The 18,675-nt window shown below is 30.5% G+C and carries 21 protein-coding genes and 1 pseudogene; 21 read left to right on the plus strand and 1 reads right to left on the minus strand.

The window, feature by feature from the left end; genetic code table 11:
* Positions 1-2 precede the first annotated feature (2 nt).
* On the minus strand, positions 3-686 hold the full coding sequence (locus TKV_RS01795) for a rhomboid family intramembrane serine protease (protein WP_049684519.1): 684 nt from the start codon (positions 684-686) through the stop codon (positions 3-5).
* A gap of 263 nt (positions 687-949) precedes the next feature.
* Between TKV_RS01795 and TKV_RS01800 the strand changes: the two are divergent.
* The 21 genes and pseudogenes from TKV_RS01800 to TKV_RS01900 form a co-directional block, all read left to right on the plus strand.
* A pseudogene (locus tag TKV_RS01800) lies at positions 950-1,594 on the plus strand (LuxR C-terminal-related transcriptional regulator); the annotation flags it as partial.
* A 487-nt stretch (positions 1,595-2,081) separates the two neighbouring features.
* The gene (locus TKV_RS12975) at positions 2,082-2,258 is read left to right on the plus strand and encodes a hypothetical protein (protein WP_236617303.1); all 177 of its coding nucleotides are present in this window, start codon (positions 2,082-2,084) and stop codon (positions 2,256-2,258) included.
* The gene (locus TKV_RS01805; RefSeq protein ID WP_049684521.1) at positions 2,245-2,574 is read left to right on the plus strand and encodes a hypothetical protein; all 330 of its coding nucleotides are present in this window, start codon (positions 2,245-2,247) and stop codon (positions 2,572-2,574) included. The genes TKV_RS12975 and TKV_RS01805 overlap by 14 nt, the downstream gene beginning before the upstream one ends.
* 244 nt (positions 2,575-2,818) lie before the next feature.
* Positions 2,819-3,400, plus strand: a complete 582-nt coding sequence (locus tag TKV_RS01810) for a DUF4879 domain-containing protein (RefSeq protein ID WP_236617304.1) — start codon at positions 2,819-2,821, stop codon at positions 3,398-3,400.
* Between the two features lie 35 nt (positions 3,401-3,435).
* Positions 3,436-3,876: a hypothetical protein gene (locus TKV_RS01815; RefSeq protein WP_012994526.1), complete on the plus strand. Its 441-nt coding sequence runs from the start codon at positions 3,436-3,438 to the stop codon at positions 3,874-3,876.
* A 1,034-nt stretch (positions 3,877-4,910) separates the two neighbouring features.
* Complete coding sequence (locus tag TKV_RS01825; RefSeq protein WP_236617305.1) at positions 4,911-5,108, plus strand: hypothetical protein; 198 nt, start codon at positions 4,911-4,913, stop codon at positions 5,106-5,108.
* A 14-nt stretch (positions 5,109-5,122) separates the two neighbouring features.
* Positions 5,123-5,836: an ABC transporter ATP-binding protein gene (locus TKV_RS01830; protein WP_006569182.1), complete on the plus strand. Its 714-nt coding sequence runs from the start codon at positions 5,123-5,125 to the stop codon at positions 5,834-5,836.
* A complete protein-coding gene (locus TKV_RS01835; RefSeq protein WP_049684523.1) occupies positions 5,833-7,425 on the plus strand; it encodes a putative ABC exporter domain-containing protein in 1,593 nt (530 codons plus the stop codon). The genes TKV_RS01830 and TKV_RS01835 overlap by 4 nt, the downstream gene beginning before the upstream one ends.
* Before the next feature lie 12 nt (positions 7,426-7,437).
* Positions 7,438-8,211 (plus strand): helix-turn-helix domain-containing protein, encoded by a 774-nt coding sequence (locus TKV_RS01840; RefSeq protein ID WP_049684524.1) that lies wholly within the window; start codon positions 7,438-7,440, stop codon positions 8,209-8,211.
* 357 nt (positions 8,212-8,568) lie between these two features.
* A complete protein-coding gene (locus TKV_RS01845; protein WP_013149829.1) occupies positions 8,569-9,078 on the plus strand; it encodes a hypothetical protein in 510 nt (169 codons plus the stop codon).
* Positions 9,069-9,374 carry a hypothetical protein gene (locus TKV_RS01850; protein ID WP_013149830.1) on the plus strand — a complete coding sequence of 102 codons (306 nt, stop codon included), beginning with the start codon at positions 9,069-9,071 and terminating at the stop codon, positions 9,372-9,374. The genes TKV_RS01845 and TKV_RS01850 overlap by 10 nt, the downstream gene beginning before the upstream one ends.
* Positions 9,371-10,000 carry a hypothetical protein gene (locus tag TKV_RS01855; RefSeq protein ID WP_013149831.1) on the plus strand — a complete coding sequence of 210 codons (630 nt, stop codon included), beginning with the start codon at positions 9,371-9,373 and terminating at the stop codon, positions 9,998-10,000. Before TKV_RS01850 ends, TKV_RS01855 begins: the two co-directional genes overlap by 4 nt.
* A 20-nt stretch (positions 10,001-10,020) precedes the next feature.
* Positions 10,021-10,836, plus strand: a complete 816-nt coding sequence (locus tag TKV_RS01860) for a hypothetical protein (RefSeq protein WP_049684525.1) — start codon at positions 10,021-10,023, stop codon at positions 10,834-10,836.
* Between the two features lie 19 nt (positions 10,837-10,855).
* Positions 10,856-11,698: a SagB family peptide dehydrogenase gene (locus tag TKV_RS01865; RefSeq protein ID WP_049684526.1), complete on the plus strand. Its 843-nt coding sequence runs from the start codon at positions 10,856-10,858 to the stop codon at positions 11,696-11,698.
* Between the two features lie 305 nt (positions 11,699-12,003).
* Positions 12,004-12,282: a CPBP family intramembrane glutamic endopeptidase gene (locus TKV_RS14055; protein ID WP_394214488.1), complete on the plus strand. Its 279-nt coding sequence runs from the start codon at positions 12,004-12,006 to the stop codon at positions 12,280-12,282.
* Positions 12,283-12,295: 13 nt separating this feature from the next.
* Positions 12,296-13,198 (plus strand): ABC transporter ATP-binding protein, encoded by a 903-nt coding sequence (locus TKV_RS01875; protein WP_148307278.1) that lies wholly within the window; start codon positions 12,296-12,298, stop codon positions 13,196-13,198.
* The gene (locus TKV_RS01880) at positions 13,198-13,980 is read left to right on the plus strand and encodes an ABC transporter permease (RefSeq protein WP_049684528.1); all 783 of its coding nucleotides are present in this window, start codon (positions 13,198-13,200) and stop codon (positions 13,978-13,980) included. The genes TKV_RS01875 and TKV_RS01880 overlap by 1 nt, the downstream gene beginning before the upstream one ends.
* Positions 13,971-15,374, plus strand: a complete 1,404-nt coding sequence (locus tag TKV_RS01885) for a YcaO-like family protein (RefSeq protein WP_049684529.1) — start codon at positions 13,971-13,973, stop codon at positions 15,372-15,374. The genes TKV_RS01880 and TKV_RS01885 overlap by 10 nt, the downstream gene beginning before the upstream one ends.
* 754 nt (positions 15,375-16,128) lie before the next feature.
* The gene (locus TKV_RS01890) at positions 16,129-16,467 is read left to right on the plus strand and encodes a DUF3796 domain-containing protein (protein WP_013149838.1); all 339 of its coding nucleotides are present in this window, start codon (positions 16,129-16,131) and stop codon (positions 16,465-16,467) included.
* Between the two features lie 318 nt (positions 16,468-16,785).
* A complete protein-coding gene (locus TKV_RS01895) occupies positions 16,786-17,112 on the plus strand; it encodes an ATP-binding cassette domain-containing protein (RefSeq protein WP_236617306.1) in 327 nt (108 codons plus the stop codon).
* An 87-nt stretch (positions 17,113-17,199) separates the two neighbouring features.
* Positions 17,200-18,603: an ISLre2 family transposase gene (locus TKV_RS01900; protein WP_049686150.1), complete on the plus strand. Its 1,404-nt coding sequence runs from the start codon at positions 17,200-17,202 to the stop codon at positions 18,601-18,603.
* Positions 18,604-18,675 lie beyond the last annotated feature (72 nt).

Below are 18,675 nucleotides of genomic sequence, written 5' to 3' on the forward strand. Positions count from 1 at the left end.
AATTAATACCTATCTCTAAGGAAGAACCTATTTAACAACACACCACTGATAAACCCTCCTATATGCGCCCACCAGGCTATTCCACCAACCGTTGTACCACCAATGACAGAGTAGACCGTGCCGGAATAGAGCTGGGTCAGGAACCATAGGAAGAGATAGACTACGGCGGGTATCGGGAGAAAGACTGGAACCAAGAAAAAGGTTGGTACCAGGGTGATTATCCTTGCCGACGGGAATAATACGAAATATGCACCCATAATGCCTGCAATAGCTCCAGAAGCTCCTACCACCGGCACTGGTGAGAGGGGATTAAAAACCAGGTGAAATACACCTGCGATTACCCCACTAAGGAGGTAGAAAATGAGGAATCTTATATGGCCCATCCTATCTTCAACATTATCTCCAAAAAGCCACAATATCCACATGTTGCTAATTAAGTGAAATGTGTTACCGTGAAGAAACATACTGGTGATAAAAGGGTATAAGTCGCTGCCGGAAAACGGTACACCGGATATAATCAGTTTTGTAATTTTTGCCGGTATAAGCCCGTATTTGTAAACAAATGCAGCAAAAGTGCTGTATGAAGCACTTGAAAGAGTGAAAAATATGAGCGAATTTATTATTATGAGCAGAAGCGTAATGAGGGGTGGTCGTCTGCTCGGTATATTATCCCTGATTGGAAACATCTTTAACCCTCCACTTTTTTATTCTACCTTTGCAGGAAAACCGAGTTCCGTATCAAATCAAAATTATATTAAGATTATAGCACAAGTAATTCTAAAAAAATAATATTATCATGATTAAGTAAATTTATTAAGTACCAGGGAAAGAGGAGGTTATTCTCCTCAATTTTTATTTCTAATTGTAAAATATTAGGCGAAAAATGCATTTTCGTTCCCCAAAATGACACTTTCGTTCCAAATTTCACAAATTTTGCTCTAAATATTGTAAACTCATAAGAGCTTTTCATATGAGTGTAGAAGAGGATTGGGTAAAAGGTGAGTATCTATTTTTGCTTACTGACATTGAAGGATATTTGTTGGATGTAAAATGCAATACAAAAGAAAAAAAGTGTATAAAAGATTCAGGCTTTGAACCGGGGGTATCCTTTAGAGAAGAAAGTTGTGGGACAAATGCAATTTCAATGGCAATGCGATTAAAGAGGATAGTGTATGTAAGACCTCAGGAGCACTACTGTGACATATTCAAAAAATGGCACTGCATTGCTTCACCTATAATAGTAGAAAATGGGGAAATAGTAAGCTATGTGGATATATCAACTATTGATAAAAAGATTGCGGATGAAGTATCAATGGTAATAAAACTGCTGGCTGAGAAAATAGCAGTTGAATATGAAAAGATATTGAAAGAAAAAGAGATAAATGAGATAAAGATAAAATTAAATGACAGCCAGATAAAAATACTGGCATTAGAGGCAAAGGGATACAAAGAATTAGACATAGCAGAAGCTCTGGGAATAGGGATTGTGACTGTGAAGTATCACAAAAGAAAGATAGTAGAAAAACTTGGGGTAAAAAACATTAAAGAGGCGGTTATAAGAGCAGTTAAGTTAGGTTTAATAGATGTAGATTAAAGTTTGAGACTATACTTTAGTATGATTTTTTTGATTATTTATGCAAACATTAACTGGAAATGTAATAAAAACTATACTAAAATATAGTAGACATGCCATTAGTTTCATTGTATAATGAAAATAAAAAATAAGTGCAGAAATGTTATTATTGTGCAAAGTTAATTAAAATAATCAGAATTAAAAAACAAAGTATGTATGATATAAAATATATAATAATCAAAACTGACAATTAAATACAAAGAAAATAGTCAGGGATAAGAAAAGACAAAAGAGTAGCTAAAAAATCATAAATATCCTCTGAAAGTCAAATATTAAAAAGTGGCCCAAACTAAATTTAGTGAAAATTAAGTCAATTGCATCAGATTAATAAAAACTTAAATTTACAAAATTTACTTAGCTTAACAAATATTTAATAAGAGTGGAAAGAAATTTAGATAATGAGAAATAAAAAAGTATTTTGATAGAGTTAATGTGGTGCGCAGGGAAAATGATATTACTGAAAATAGAAGTTTATATTGATAGTAATAGGCTTATAAATAGCTTTTTAGGTGATATGGTAAAAAGAAATATTTATGTTACTCATATTTCTAAAAGCCAAGATAGCCTTGAAGATATAATGTACAAATTTTTGAAGTTAGGAAGTGACAGCTTTGAAGATGTTTAATATTATAAAAGCGGAATTATCTAAGTATATTATCGAAGTAAAAATTTATTACCACGATCATATAGTAAATATGATTGTAACTTATATATTTTTTGCGGGATTCTTTTTGGAATTTAGAAATTATGCTGCTGTAAAAGACAGTTATTACATTGGCTTTTTATATTGGTTTCTGGCGGCTAACATAATAAGTGAGGTATCTGTATCGATATCCTTTGAAAAACAAGTAAGTACATTAGAACAGTTGCTTCTAAAGCCAGTAATAAAACTGCATTACTTACCAGAGGACTATTTCTATGCCTACAGAAGTAAATGTTGAAAAAATGAATTTTAGGGTGGTGAATGTTATTTCTATTGGAAAAAGATTATTCCCGAGAAATTCTTTATATGCCGATAACGGGCTGTAACAAGATTTTCGATTTTCATTGACAATTTTAGAACAATATAGTAAAATGGAATTAAATAGAGTTATTGGATGTTATTTAAAGTTAAATGTTTAGGCATAAAAAATTTAATAAAACTTAGGAGTATATGCATTAGATTATGAAAGGAGGGGAGAGATGATGAAAAAGATTGTGATAATAATGTCAATTATAGCGCTTTTTACTTTGGTATTATCGGTTCCTGTTCAGGCTAGAGAGTTAGAAAGGGGAAATGAGAAAAATTCACTTAATTCATCTTTGCTAATAAAATCTCCAATGAGGATTGATGAAAAAGTTTGTGAATATTTAAAAACAGTTAAGGAGAATTATGAAGAAGAAATTTTGGAATCGAAGACAGTTCAGCCTTTCGCGGCAGCTCCGCCATTAACATATTTACAGGTATATGCTGTAATTTCTTCTCAACATCCAACATATGAATATTTTTCGGAAAATCAACTTTCTTCCGTTGAAGATCATGGAGGAGATGAGATGTATATAGTAACAATTGAAATAGGATATGGACATCTGCGCTTTGCAAAAATGAATGGAAGTCTTTTGAATTCCGTTCAATCGCAACCAATTGATTTAGATAACGATTCAATTATAGATGGTTGGTTTTATTGGTGGGATGCTAGTGGCTATGATAGTGGTGATTTTACTTACCAGAATACTTCTTCAAACTATCCATGGAATACAATGTCCGATTTCATACATATAAAATAAAACGATTAAATAATTTATTTAGGGAAGTGATAGAAATGATGATAATGCCTTTATGTTATCAACAGCAGATTCGATATGACGGTGAAATTACTAAACATGATAAGAGACAAGAAATTTCTAATACATTTGTGATAAAAAATAATGATAAAGCAAATAATTCTTCAGATATTTGGAAGGAGTTATCAGGTAAATATAACATTAGAAATGCTTCTTTTAGTGATATTAAAAATATTTCTTATGAGCTGTATAAAGCAGGACAGATTTCCCTGTTGGATTACGGAATTTTAACTTTTGACCCAAGTGAATCGCCTCAAAGAATAAAACCAAATATTTTCCTGACGCAGTTCGATAGTAATGGTAGAATGGATTGGATTGCTGAATATGAGGCAAGAGTAAATAGAGATTTAAAAATAGGAAATACAACTGGTTATTTAAATAATAAACGCATACTAAATATTTTAAAACGGCTTTTATGAAAACTATCTTATTGTTAAGTAAAAGTAAAGCAGCAAAGTTTCTAATCCTTTGCTGCTTTTTTAGGCTGCTGCTAACCTTTTGGGTTAGTATTCTCCGAGCCGGCAAATGCAGCGTTAGCCTAGTAATAATGAGAGGATGGTAGAGAAAAGTAAAGATAAGTGAAATATAAGAAAGACATTAAATAGGTAGAATTTCATGTATTGAAAGGTTAGAATATGTAAAAAGTAACCAGAATTTGCAGCAAAGATTTTTTGAGTTAGGGTTGTGTTAATAGTAGGGGGACTAATCTGTGTTTTTTGAGGACGGTTTTTCTGCCTAGACTAATCCGGGCAGAGAAACCGTCCCTTTTATGCATGTCTAGGGAATAGATTATTCAAAAGTATAGTAGACTTTAACAGTAAAAGCAAGTAAATTAAAGGGGAGGATATAGTTGAAAATGCGAAAAAGAGTAGTTGAATATTTGTTTAAGTGGGATTGTATATTTCCAGTTATAACCTTTATTATAAATGTTTCGCACACAAATATTTACCTAAGAGTATACCTCTTCAGAGAGATGCTTTTGGGAATATAAATTATGCTGCATCTAAGTTGGAATTTATATTTTTTATGCCTATATTGCAGTTGTTTTCTTATATTGTAATGAGATATCCTCAAGCAAAAGGTAAAAAGAAAATTTTTCATGGGACATATGATATTACGGTAGGGGCTATACTTTTATTTTTTAATATTTTTCTATTGTATGTTTTTATGCGAAAATAATAAGCTTTTTGATTATAAATAGTTAGAAGTGTGAAGAAGCAAGCTGATAATGATTTGTTAAAAGCATGTAAAATTTTGATATGACTTGGAAATAAAAGAAGGATTTTGGGGGAATTTGTAGAATTTATAATATTGTGTTAAAAATTTCTTGTCTAATAACTTTTACGATGGAGGTAAGTCTCTTGATATATTTTATTGTTGCGATATTTTATCATATGTTTATTGAAGCTTTTTGTTAATAATTCTTGCAGGCTGTTCACAGAATGCAGAACCTATGGAGATTGATAAGATTCCGTGGGGAGATTATCAGAGATTAACGTATGATATTTTTGAAAATGATAAGCCAATCGGCACAGTTGAATTTACAATTGAAAAATCTCAGAGTGCAGAAACTTATGAGATATCGTCTATCACAAAGATTGACTCAACACAACTGAATACTGTTACCACAACAGTTAAAAATTCACACTAAAATGGAGGGTTACGATGAATAGCGTATTGTCTATTAAAAATTTAAAAAAGTATTACGGCAAAATAAAAGCGGTTGATGGCATTACTTTTGAACTTTATCCCGGTGAAGTCGTGGGTCTTATTGGTCCAAACGGGGCAGGTAAAAGTACTACTTTAAAGACTATAATGGGACTTTTGAGAAAGACAGAGGGAGAGATAAAGGTATGCGGTTATGACTATAAAGACAAAGAGGCGCGAAAAAAGCTTTCCTACATACCTGAAATTCCTGACATATACCCAATGCTTACAGTTTGGGAGCATATGAAATTTATAGCTCTTGCCTATAATCTTGGCAACTGGGAAGAAGATGCTCTAAGATACCTTGAAGCCTATGACCTTTTGGATAAAAAAGATGAATTAGGAGCAAATCTGTCAAAAGGTATGAGGCAAAAGGTGATGGTTATTTGCGGCCTTTTGCACAAACCTGAGGTAATGCTTTTTGATGAACCCTTTGTAGGGCTTGACCCTAAGGCGATTAGAGAGCTTAAAGATACCATACGCGAACTTAAAAAAGAAGGCAAATCTGTTCTTTTGAGTACACACATGCTGGATTCAGTTCAAAATCTTGGAGACAGAGTGCTTATTTTAAAAGCGGGAAAGCTCATCTATGAAGGTACTCTTGAAGAGGTTATGGAAAAAGCAGGACCTAATGGCACATTAGAAGACCTCTTTTTGGAGGTGACAAAATGACAGAAATAAAGGCTTTGCTTACATTGGACTTATTAAGATTTAAAAATTTTGTGAAGGATATAATCAAAAACCCCAAAAGAATATTTATATATCTTCTTCAATTTATCTGGTATGTATTCATTTTAATACCTGTGATAACAAACAGGGGAAAGACATTCAATGAAATAAGTACGATAAAATTTGAAGTTTTTAATGCAGTTTTGATAGCGGTCATGCTTTTGGGAGTTTTTGCTTCTTTATTTACCTCCTTAAGACAGCCGGGAATTATATTGAGCCCAGGAGATATAGATTTTTTGTTGTCTTCCCCGATAAGAGAAAGAATGATATTTTTCTGGTACATGGTAAGGAGCATTTTTAAAAATTTATTTATTGCTGTTCTATTTATCATATATCTGCCTTTTTTAAGTGTTACAATGGAAATTTTCAAATATTCACAGAACTTAATTTGGGGATACCTCGGAATATTTACTTTTTATCTTGCACTTAGTCCTTTAAGCTTTTTATTTTACTCTATTTCAATGAAGTTTAATGCAAAAGAGATAATAAAATACATTTTATGGAGTGTATTAGTCTTGGTTCTCGGTTCTGCAGTGTATTTTGCCTATAAAGAGCAAAACATTTATGGTTTTATTGAATATTTTGACTTAAAAGGATGGGATTATGTTCCTATTATAGGACCTTCAAAAGGACTTATACTTTCATATTTTACTGGTAATTCTCACAACGCAATAATACAGATAATTTTACAACTTGTAACAATAGGTTTGCTTGTATTTATAGGACTTTATTTTGCGACAGACTATTATGAGGAAGTTGTCACTTACAATGAAAAGATAAGAAAGATAAGAGAAAAGGCCGATAAAGGTGACTTGTCAGGTACGGAAGAAAATATAAAAAAGAAAAAAAGAAAAGTAGAAGTGAAATTTTCACCAAAAGGTCCATGGGCTTTTATATGGCTTAAAATGGTAGAAAATAAAAGACAGATAGGGTCTATATATTTTAATTTTTATAACCTCTTTTTGCTTGTAATTTCAATTGCTTTTGGATATTTTCTTCCTAAAAATGATAGCACTATAATATTTGTTTTGGCTTTTATGTACGCTTATATGGCTTGGCTTTTGAGTATGGTCTCAGCAATAGGGGCAGAATTAAATAGAATGTACATTTATATAATTCCGGGAGAAGGCATAGAAAAGCTTATTGCAGTAAACTTTGTACCTCTTTTAAAATCGTTTATAACAGCGATACTTCTTATAGTACCTGCTTCAATTTTTATAAAACCTGGCTTACTTAATACTATTGCAGCTATACTGTTTATAATAAGTCTTTCGATTTTACAGAATTTTTCCTACGCTTTTTTGCTTACTTTTATGCCATCAAAAGAAGACCTTAAAGTAGCGATACCTTTTTTTAAGTTGTTTGGATTATTATTTGTGCTTATACCTGTAGGATTAGTTTCCATTCCTTTAGGTATTGCGACAAAAAGTATGGGAATAGGCATTTTATCAGCTTCTATAATAATGCTTTTAGAAGCGGGAATGTTTTTGCTCTTTGCAAATTATATATTTGAGAGGTTGGAGCTGAAGTGAGGGAAAATTTTGATGGGAGATATAAAATCTAATGAAATACTTTTTTCTTATAAAAAGTGTCTGGAAATAGGACTTACAAAATCGATAGTTACTCCATTAATATCTTTAGAAGAAGAGGAATTGAAAAGGAAATTACAAGAGAATAAAAAACTCATAGAAGTTTTTAGAAAATGTGTTAATAAGGTACGTGCACAATTGAAGAAAAGATATATTTTCTTGCTGGTAGATAGTGAAGGATACCTTTTAGATGTTTTATGTAATAGAAAAATATACAAGGATATTACTGACTTAGGTATTAAGAGAGGAACCTCTTTTAAGGAGGAAAGCTGTGGTACAAATGCCATTTCATTGGCTATGAAATTAAAGCAGCCAATTTACTTAAAACCGGAAGAGCATTATTGTGATATTTTCAAACAATGGTACTGTATAGCCACGCCTTTTCACATAGATAATCAGATAGTAGGCTATTTGGATATATCAATAATAGAACATAATATGGCAGATGAAATGATGGGATTTATAGATTTATTAGTATATAAAATTGCCAACGAATATAAAAGAGAAATGGATTTAGAATCACAGGAAGACCTTGAAAAATTGACAGATAAACAGATTGAAATAATAAAAAAGTGTGCAAAAGGATACACAGAATTAGCGATATCGATGGAACTCGGACTAAAACCAGCTACGGTAAAGTATCATAAAAAAGAAATTATTAAAAAATTGCAAGTAAAAAACTTTCAACAAGCTATTGCAAAAGCCATTAGGCTTAATTTGATAAATTAAATTTGGACTATACTTTTGTATAGTTTTTTTATTTTTTTGCTAAAACTATACAAAGATATAGTAGACATTGAAAAAAGTGTATTATAAAATAAAAATAAAAAAGGACTTCAATCTATTAAAGATTTATCCTTATAAGTACATAATTAACAGACTTTAATATTAGTTCAGTGAAATAAGTAAAGAAAAATTCTGTTAGAAGGTAAATATTCTTTTGAGAAAAAGGTTAAATATTATCATAAATAAAAATTATAATTGCTCAATTTTACTTTTCCTAGGATTTTTCTATTTTGTTTTTGAGTTTCTCTATATAATAAAAATTCACTTATGAGGTAGAAAAGAAAAGGGGAGAGATAAAAGGTGGATGTAAATTTAAGAGATGGAATAAAATTTGAAAATTTAATTTACTTTGAGAAAGAAGTAGTAAATCCGATAAGCATACAGCAGGAAGTACGTAAATTAATAGATAGGTTAAAGGATGGAGGGATATTTTATAAAAATAGACTAATAACAAAAGTAATAGAGAAAGATATCACAAAAAAGACGGTAACAATGAGGATAATGATAGAAGTAGAAATAAGTGAAGGCTCTGGTATATACAATTTTTTGAAAAATTATCCGCAATATAGATATTTAGAAGATTTTTCTATCGGGAAAAGTTATTCAATATCTATTTCGAATGATGTAGAAGAATTTAAGAACGCAATAAGTCTGCTTATTAGCAAAATTGACAGCGATGTAAAAGATATAAATAATTACGATTTATCAAAGAATAACATAATTGAGATTGCTCGTATTGATTATGACGGAAATGTGATAGGATTTGACTTGTTTCTGGAGATAGATGGAGGGGAAATAAAATGGGAGTAATGTTAAATTTAAATAAAAAGATGAAATTTATAAAATGTAACAGGTATCAGTATTTAGTAAAAAGAGGTAGTATTTCAAATTACTCCTTTGAAATAATAGATGAGGATAAGAGTGGTATTTTAGAGGTGCTGTTTCAACAAGTTACATATCCAGTGGGAATAGAGAATTTAAAACAAATTATATTGGAAAAATGTAAATTTATTGATGAGAAAACTATTGAAGATTTTTTAAATAAGTTGCTAGAAATAGAAGTTATAATATCAAATTTAGAGCAAGAGAAAAAAATATTTGTTTGATAATCTCTAAGGAGGATGGGATAAAGATAAGGAATAAATTTAAGGATGTTAGAGATGAGAACTATAATATAACATATTTAACCGTTATTGCTCCACTTAATGTTATAACTAGAGAGGGAGAAACGGAATATTTAGGAGAAGAAAAACTATTAGATATCATTAAGCAGCATGATTGTGTGCTGGTTATTCAAAAATACTTTAATCCAAACCTGTTTTACAAGATAAACAGGCTTTGTGTAGATTTAGAGAAAAAATTTGTTATATCTTATTTGGACGGTGATGAAGGACTAATTATTCCTATTATGGACATAAATCGAGCAGGATGTTATAACGATTTTGAATTGCTAAGGGAGTCATCATTTTATAATTTACTAGACTATCAAATTATGAAAGAAAGTTACATAAAGGAAAACAATGTTCTAATAGCAAGTGACAATTTATATTTTAATACGTTACTAAATCTAACTATGTTAATTTTGGATAAATATTTGAAATGCACGTATATAAACAACTATGCATATTCGGTTGACTTTGAAAGAATGGTTATTACTAAGATAAGATTGTTTAGGTTTCCAAAGTGCCCTAGTTGTCAGGGAGATAAAAATTTGACACATCCTTTTATATAATATTAAGGAAGTGAAGCTAAATGAAGGAAAATTCAATAAAAATGTTATTTGATGAAAATAATAAAGAATTTACAGAGGAAGAACTAGCGGTTTTCAAGCGATACTTGGAAGAAAACAATGTGTCTACAGATAATAACTTTGAGTTTTTTGAAGAGAATCTCAATTATTATGCATCAAGGTATACAAATGAATTCTATTTTTCACCTGCCGAGTTATTTCATGCAAATTCAAATTTTTTGTCTTCAGAAGAAATGATTAGGAATATAGAATTATATCATAAATCGGTGGAATGGTATAATAAAACAGTACATCCAGAAGATTCTGAATGGGTTGTAAAAGGAGAAAAATATGTGTATGTGAGTGACCTAGAAAGTAAATTGAAAGAATTGATATATTATCTGAACAAATATCCGAAGGTTGATTATCATTGTTTGGATATACTATTTTATTTTAAAGAAAGTATTTATAAGTATTTGCCACAGAAAAATTTTACTTTTAGGTGGAAGGAAAATGCTAAAGATTTAATACAAAAACTACTCAAACATAATTTCTATCAAATTCATCAAATAAAGTCTGTTAATATTATCCAGGAAAGTTTGCAAGATATAATTATAATTTTTCCTATATTTATTCCAATAAGGGTTATGCTGTTTCTGGGGGAATATGGATATAGGAGTGCCATAATAAATTACGGGGCAATAATAGAAAGGTTTAAAAATTACGGAAAGTGTAAAGAAATTTTGGATGTTAACATGTTTGAGAATCATAGCGTGAATAACCTTTTAGGTTTAGATGGTATTGAAAAAAGCATATTTAATATACTTATATGCAGATAAAAGGAGGGAGAAGGAATAAGTGGATGGTGTGAGGCTAAAATATTACAATAAGAAAATCCAACAATTAAAGGAATTACTAGCAAACTGCTCGGATTTAGAACAGGTTAGTATATTACATGAGATAATAGACGATACACCATATAAAACTAAAAACTACATGAAATACATGCATAAGGGATATTATATCAAGCATAACAAGGAAGAGCTTATAGATAATTCTTTAAAACAGATTAAACTACAAGTGAATGATTTTCCTTCCAAAAATATAGTTGAAATCATAAAAAATAGATATTCAGTTCGTGATTATGAAAATAGAGAGGTTAGTTTTGAAGCTTTTAGTCAAATTATACATTATAGTTTCGGTGTCAAACACGTTGCAGAAGGAGTCTACGATAGGAAGAGTTATCTATTTAAATATACAAATAGCCAAGGTGGACTAAATTATTTAGATCTATACATTATAGTAAATAATGTTGAAGGTGTCGAGCAAGGACTGTATTACTACGATTTTATAGGAAATAAGATATGTCAAATAGATAATGGAAATATGAGAGGAATTATAAAAGAAATTCATTTCCAAAACGAATTTACTGCTTACAGTAGTTTTTTATGCATAGTAGTTGCAGATCTTAGAAGAGTTGTTCCTAAATATTACAAAAGAGCATATAGATTTGCACATGTAGATGCTGGTATACTACTAGCTTATTTGCAGTTGCTTGCGGAAAATAATGGTATATCTTCATGTATTGTAGCAGGTTTTTTAGAGCATAAGATAGAAACTCTCCTAAACCTATCAAAAGATGAATACCCGATTGCAACCATAGGTTTTGGGTATAAATCAAGGAGTTTCAATGTGGTATGAATATTTTAAAAGAATTGTTAATTTACTTAGTAACATTTTTTATTCTACTAACGAAGGTTTTGAAATGGGATAAAAATATCGCATTAAAGTTATATATTTCATTACTTATTTTGGCTGCTTGGATAAATGTATTGTATGCATATAATAGTAATATACAATTTACAGGCACACTTAGTATAACTATATTATTAGTGGTAAGTATAACTTCGTTAGTATATTATGTTTTAGATTTCATGTTGATAAATATAATTAAAAGTGACGTTCTCATACTAGATATCGCATATTATTTTAAAGGTAGAGTTAAGATGTTAGAATTTTTAACATCCGTAATTATCGGTATACTGGAAGAATTGGTATTTAGACTCTATTTAATAGAAAGTTCCATTAAAATGGAATTTTTATTGTTAATACTAAGCAGTATGTGTTTTAGTATGGTGCATATTTTTTTCTCGAAGTATGATGTGCTGTCTAAAATGGTTATGGGATTGGTACTTGGTTATATATTTATACAAACTCACAACATATTGTATCCAATTACTTTTCATATGATTTATAATTGGTTTGCATTAAAAAAGAAAGGGTGAAGAAATGAATACTATGTTTGTTGAGGTAAAGAATTTATATAAATCCTACAACAATAGTATGGTTTTAAAAGATATAAACATTAGGATAGATAAACCAGGGGTTTATCTCATAGCGGGTCCAAATGGAAGTGGAAAAACAACCTTATTGGAAATAATAATTGGGCTAAGAAAAGCTGATAAAGGGAGTGTTATAATAAACGGCAAATTTGGTAACGATATAGAGACAAAAGAGAAAGTGGGCTTTTTGACTCAGGAAAACAGTTTAAGGAAAAGCAGCAAAGTAAAAGAAGAACTAAATTTAGTTAAAGACATATTTAATTTAAACATTGATACATATGAATATTTATGTAAATTTGGTTTGCAAAAATACTACAATAAAAGGACGAAGCAATTGTCTGGAGGTACTAAAAGAAGGTTGCTTGTTACAATGCTCTTCATGGCTGGACAAGATATAGTTATTTTGGATGAACCTGTCTCGGGATTAGATCCATTTAACAGGAATGAGATTTGGAATATGATAAAAGACTATTCAAGGAATAAGATAGTCATTGTCTCTGACCATTACCTGAATGAAGCTGCAAGATATAGCGATTACATTTATTTGATAAATGAAGGGAGAATAATTTTAAGTGGAACCACCACTGATATAATGAGCCTATGTAAAGATAGATATCTTATAAAAGTGAGAAAAGAGTTTTTTGATGAAGTAGAGAATTTTATTTCAGCTCATTTTAATGACTACGAGGTGAGAATTTCAGGAACAGTATATCATATTTTTTTAAAGGGAGATAAAAACAGGTTAATTAGAATGCTTGAGGAAAAAGGAATGAGTTTTGCTATTCATGATGTAGATTTTGAAGACATATACTTTTATTATACTGGCACAATAGTAAACCAGGAAGGGGTAGTAAAATAATGGAAAACAGCTTCAAAACTACTATAAGAAAAATGTATGGATTTTTTAAAGTAGAAGTAAAAGCTTTGTTAAGAGACCCTACAACCGTTTTCTTTATGCTAGCCTTACCTATGGTATTAACTGTGGTGTTTGGCAGTGCTTTTGGGAAAGAACCAACGCATTATGGTGAACATATTCTAGGGATAGATACAGTCGTTCCTATAAACATAATTTTTTTACTTGCAAATGCAGGTTTAATGGGTATACCAATTACAATAAGTGAGCTTAAGGAACAAGGGGTAATAAAAAGGTATATAACATATCCAGTGGATTATAAAATATATTTTGGTTCCTTAATGGCTACTTTTTCAATAGTTAGTATTATATCAACGTTATTATTTACAACTGTATCATTTATATTCTATAAAGCTACACTTTTCATACATTTATTAGGAATAATGGGATTTGCAATGTTGTATTTTTTAAACATGTATATTTACTATGGTATAGGATTTTTGTTATCGCTATTGATAAAATCAGCGAGAACGGCAAATATAGTTACTTCATTTTTGTTTTTAACTCTAATATTTACATCTGGAATAGTTCTACCTTTGGACTCCTTACCGCCGAATATAGAAAAATTTGCAAATTTATTACCAATGTCACATAGTATCCAAGTCACACAAATGTGGTGGTATGGATTGTTCTCTTTTAAAGAACAGGGGAAAGATTTGATATATTTAGTTATAGTAGCTATTATCTTATATTTTCTGCTCAGGAGGGTTAAGGTAAAGTGGGATTAAACATAAATGTAATAAATAAACGGAAAATATGTGAACCACAAATAACCCAGATAGATGATTATTTAAATTATAAGGAAATGATGAGTTTTGTAGGATACTTTAATTTGATCAAAAAAGTAGATATTGTGTTGGCACCCTCATCCGAATTACCATTGTTTATTGGTAATTGCGAATTTGCAAATCTTACTTACTTGTTTAATTACTTGCTGAGAAGGACAAGCATGTCTATAAGACTTGAAGAGTCAATTTTTGCAGGTGGTAAAGGATTTTCATATTATAAGGCCATTTGCTCATCATTGGGTGAAGCATTTGAAAGATTGATGGGATGCTTGGATTATTTTAATCAAAGAGAAAATGTCCTGGTAGGAACATATAACAAATTGATTAAAGAAGGATATAAACTAATTGATCCTGCTAAAATAAACATTTTTTCTGATGAACAGTTCAATGAAAAAGATTTTCTATTTGATAAATTTGATAGAAATTCAATAGTTGGATGGATAAAAATGTTGGATATGGATACTCATGAGGGAATATATGTACCAGCATCTCTCATTATGATGTACTATGAACGGCAAGATTCAAAAGAAAGAAGAATAGCATATGCAACTTCCGGTGGTCTTACATCACACTTTAATGAATTATATGGGTATGAACATGGTTTACTTGAGATCATAGAAAGACATGAGATAAATTTATCGTGGTATTGTAAAATACCACCAAAAGAAATTGTGTTAAATGAAATAGAGGATAAAAGGTTATTACAGTATAAAGATTATATTAAAGAAAAAAACATTAGATTTTATAGGCACAACATAGATCAAGAAGTTTTTCATGTTGTTACGGCTGTATCATTTGATAAAGACATGGAAAAATATTCTTTCAATACAGGAGGCGGTATAAGTGGGGATATTGAAAGCGCAATTTTATCAGCTTTAGAAGAGTATGCCCAATCGGTTAATAATACTAGAAAGGTTTTATATGCACCAAAGTGGCTAACATCGATCTATGTGAATCGGGTTTTAGATGTTCAGGAAGAGGAAGATCCCAGAAAATTCAAAGTCTTTTATCAAGCAGTTTCGTATTATGGACTCAAAAGACATAAAGAAAAGTTAAGTTGGTATCTTGAAAACAATGAAAAAATATATTTATCGGAAATAAAGAAAAATCAAGAAAGAATTAGTGTAACAGATTACTTAAAAAAAGAAAAAATAAGACCTCTTTGCCTCAAAATAATGCCAGGTAGATTTAACCACATATTTATATCCAAAGTATTCATGGTAGAATTTGTACCAGCATTTATAGCTGGGATACCAATGCTTGGACATGAGAAATATAAAGAATATTTGAAAGAGGGAGAAGAAATAAATAAAGATATTCTTCCCTATCCATAAAGTTGATAGTTTTTGACTGAAAAGTGGACGAGCACAACTGTCAAATATATATCGCTGAATATGTAAAAGTATTTTTGCTTGGATTGGCTTTCTTGGATTTTACAAAATTCTTCTCATCTCTTTGAAAAGAGCAATTTTAGTTATTAGAGTATGGCTTAATTAGTTTCTATAATACAATAACTTTTATCGTGGTTTTTTACATGTTTGAAAAATAAAAACAGTTAATTTTAAGAAAAGAAGGAGGTGAACAGAATGAAGGTTGTGAAGAAAGTAGAAGATCAAAAAGATTTTAACGCAGTTGCACTTTCACCCGGAGGCTGGTGTTGTTCATGTTGTTGCTGGTGTTGGGCTACAATTTTCTTCTAAAATTTTGATGAATAATTGTTGCTTGTAGTTTTTAAGAGTGTGCTGTTTTATTTAGACTCTTTGTCAATAGTTGGGTAGGTGTTTTTTCTGAATGCCTACCCTTATACTTTAGTTTTATTCTATAGTGTTTATTGTAAAATAAAAGTGGACAGAGTTGCAAAGAAAACTCCCCATTTTTGCAACTCAAAAATCTCCAGATTTACAAAGGGGGCATTGTGGATACTCGCAAAAACCATTAATCTTTGTGGTTAGTAAGGGAGAAATGGGGTTATAAATGGGGTTATACTTATAATTTTAATTTCAAACCATCTTCTTAAGTGTAAAAAATGTCAGTATTTGATGTAATTTTAACATAAGGTTATAATTATGCATGTTAGGAGGAATTTGTATGAAAAAATTATTTTGGTTGTTAGGCTTTCTCGGTTTTCTTGGCTTTTTAGGATTTTTTAAATCTTATATGTATTTTGCATTTTTTGCTTTTTTCTCTAACTTTTTTACTAGTCGATATATTAACATCCCACAAGATAAACAACTTCAAAACAAAATGGCAGAAGCGCATACAGTGAGTTTTGTTGTGACAAGTTTTTTCTTATCATTCATGCTAATAATGCTGATATTTAACGTAAGTTATGAAATTTTTAAAGCTATGTTTTGCATTATTTTTGCTTTAATTTCTATTATAGATTCCTACCTACTTTATAAATACACAGGAAGTAATCAAAAATAAAACTCAGATCTCTGTTTTGTCAGCCTATAACAGAATTATCAATTGGTACATAATTAACCTATGGGAGACGAAAAGAAATTACTCCACTACCTGCTGCAATATTTTTATGATTTGGATTACGCTTTAAGTGTTAGAAATATAAAAAGGTAATAAGGTATAATTATGTTAAGCTTACGTTAAATTTTACTGTAGATTGGAAATAGAAGAAGAATTTTAGGGAATTTTGTAGAATTTATAGTATTGTGTTCCAGTGGTTGTTTTTTATTATAGTTTGAGAGATTATAATTTGTATAAATTTTGCATAAACGGAGGTCGAAGATGGATAGTGTGCTTTCTGTAAAAAATCTAAAAAAATATTATGGAAGGGTAAAAGCAGTTGATGGAATTTCTTTTGAGATGTATCCTGGTGAAGTTGTAGGGCTTATAGGTCCAAATGATGCAGGGAAAAGTACTACTTTAAAGACTATAATGGGGCTTTTGAGAAAGACAGAAGGAGAAATAAAAATATGCGGCTATGACTATAAAGATAATGAGGCAAAATTCAAACTTGCTTATATACCTGAAACTCCGGATATATACCCAATGCTTACAGTATGGGAACATATGAAATTTATAGCTCTTGCTCATAGTGTAAAATTATCGTAGGATTTTTTAAGTGATAAAAAACAAGAGACAACCCCTGTGATAAAATAGATTATGGAAAACAAAACAATACAGAAAGGGGTGTCTCTTGTGAAAAAAAATATCTTTGAGGATATTATACTACAAAATGCTCTAAATTTCACTAAGGAAGTAGTAGAAATTTTTGGTGATTTATTAAATAAAGGAATGAATATTACAGAGCTTGCAGCAAGGATAAAGGAACTGACGGACAAACTAGGTAGAGAGGCAATAGAAGCAATTATTGAAGAGTTAGATAGGATAATAAAAGAAGATAAGAGAAGGAAAGAAAAATGGGTAGTAGAGAGGAAAGATAAAAAGAGATTAACGACAATCCTTGGGGATATAGAATATGAGAGGACATATTACAAATCCAGAGAGGATGGAAGATATACATACTTGATAGATGATGCATTAGAGATAGGACGGCACGATAGGATAGAGAAGGGAGTAAAAATAAAGTTAGTAGAAAACGCGATAGAAGAATCATATGAGAGAAGTAGTAAAAAAGCATGTCCAGAGGAGTTAAGTAAACAGACGGTATTAAACGCAATAAGGGAAATAGGAGAAGTAGAAGTAAAGAGAGAAATAAAAGAGAAGAAAGAGGTAAGGGTATTATACATAGAAGCAGATGAAGACCATGTGCCTTTGCAAGATGGCAGCAATGAAACACCGCGATTGATATACATACATGAAGGTAAAGAAGAGAAAAATGGTAGAAATGTACTGAGAAATGTGCATTACAAAGCATATGTAGGAGAGAAACCTGAAGACATATGGATAGATGTAGCAAATTACATAGAAGACAATTACAAAGAAGAGAAGATAGAGAAGATATACATAGCAGGAGATGGGGCACCGTGGATAAAAGAGGGATTAAAATGGATATTAAAATCAAGGTTTGTGTTAGACAGATATCATTTAAACAAATACGTATTAAAAGCAACATCAAAAGAGCCAAAGTATAGAGATAAGATATGGAGAGCAATAAATGAAGGGAATAAAGAAGGAGTGAAGAAGGTATTTGATGAGCTAATAAAGGCAGCAGAGGAAGAGAGAGAGAAAGAGAAGATAAAAGAAGCAAGGAAATACATACTAAACAATTGGGAAGGAATAGTGATATACAACAAAGACGAAGATGTAATAGGGTGCAGTGCAGAAGGGCATATAAGCCATGTATTTTCAGCCAGATTAAGCAGGAATCCACTAGGGTGGAGTAGAGAAGGATTAAAGTTAATGGCGAAATTAAGGGTATTCAGCAAGAATGGAGGAGACTTAAGAGAAGCAGAATGGGGTAAGAAAAAGAATATCAATGCTGGGAGTTATAATTTAACGAAGAAGCAAATAAAAGAAGCGGTAAGGAGAGTTAAAACGTCTACAAATGAAAAAATAAACAATATTACGGTTTTGAATATAGGGAAAGTAACGCCAATATATAGGGTTTTAAGAGCATTAAAATATGCACAAGTTATATAAAAAGCATGATAAGTTGAAGTATGAAATTAACTAAGTTTCAGGGGTTGTCTTAAAAAAATCCTACAGTATCTT

This window comes from Thermoanaerobacter kivui (genome assembly GCF_000763575.1).
Taxonomy (GTDB): domain Bacteria; phylum Bacillota; class Thermoanaerobacteria; order Thermoanaerobacterales; family Thermoanaerobacteraceae; genus Thermoanaerobacter; species Thermoanaerobacter kivui.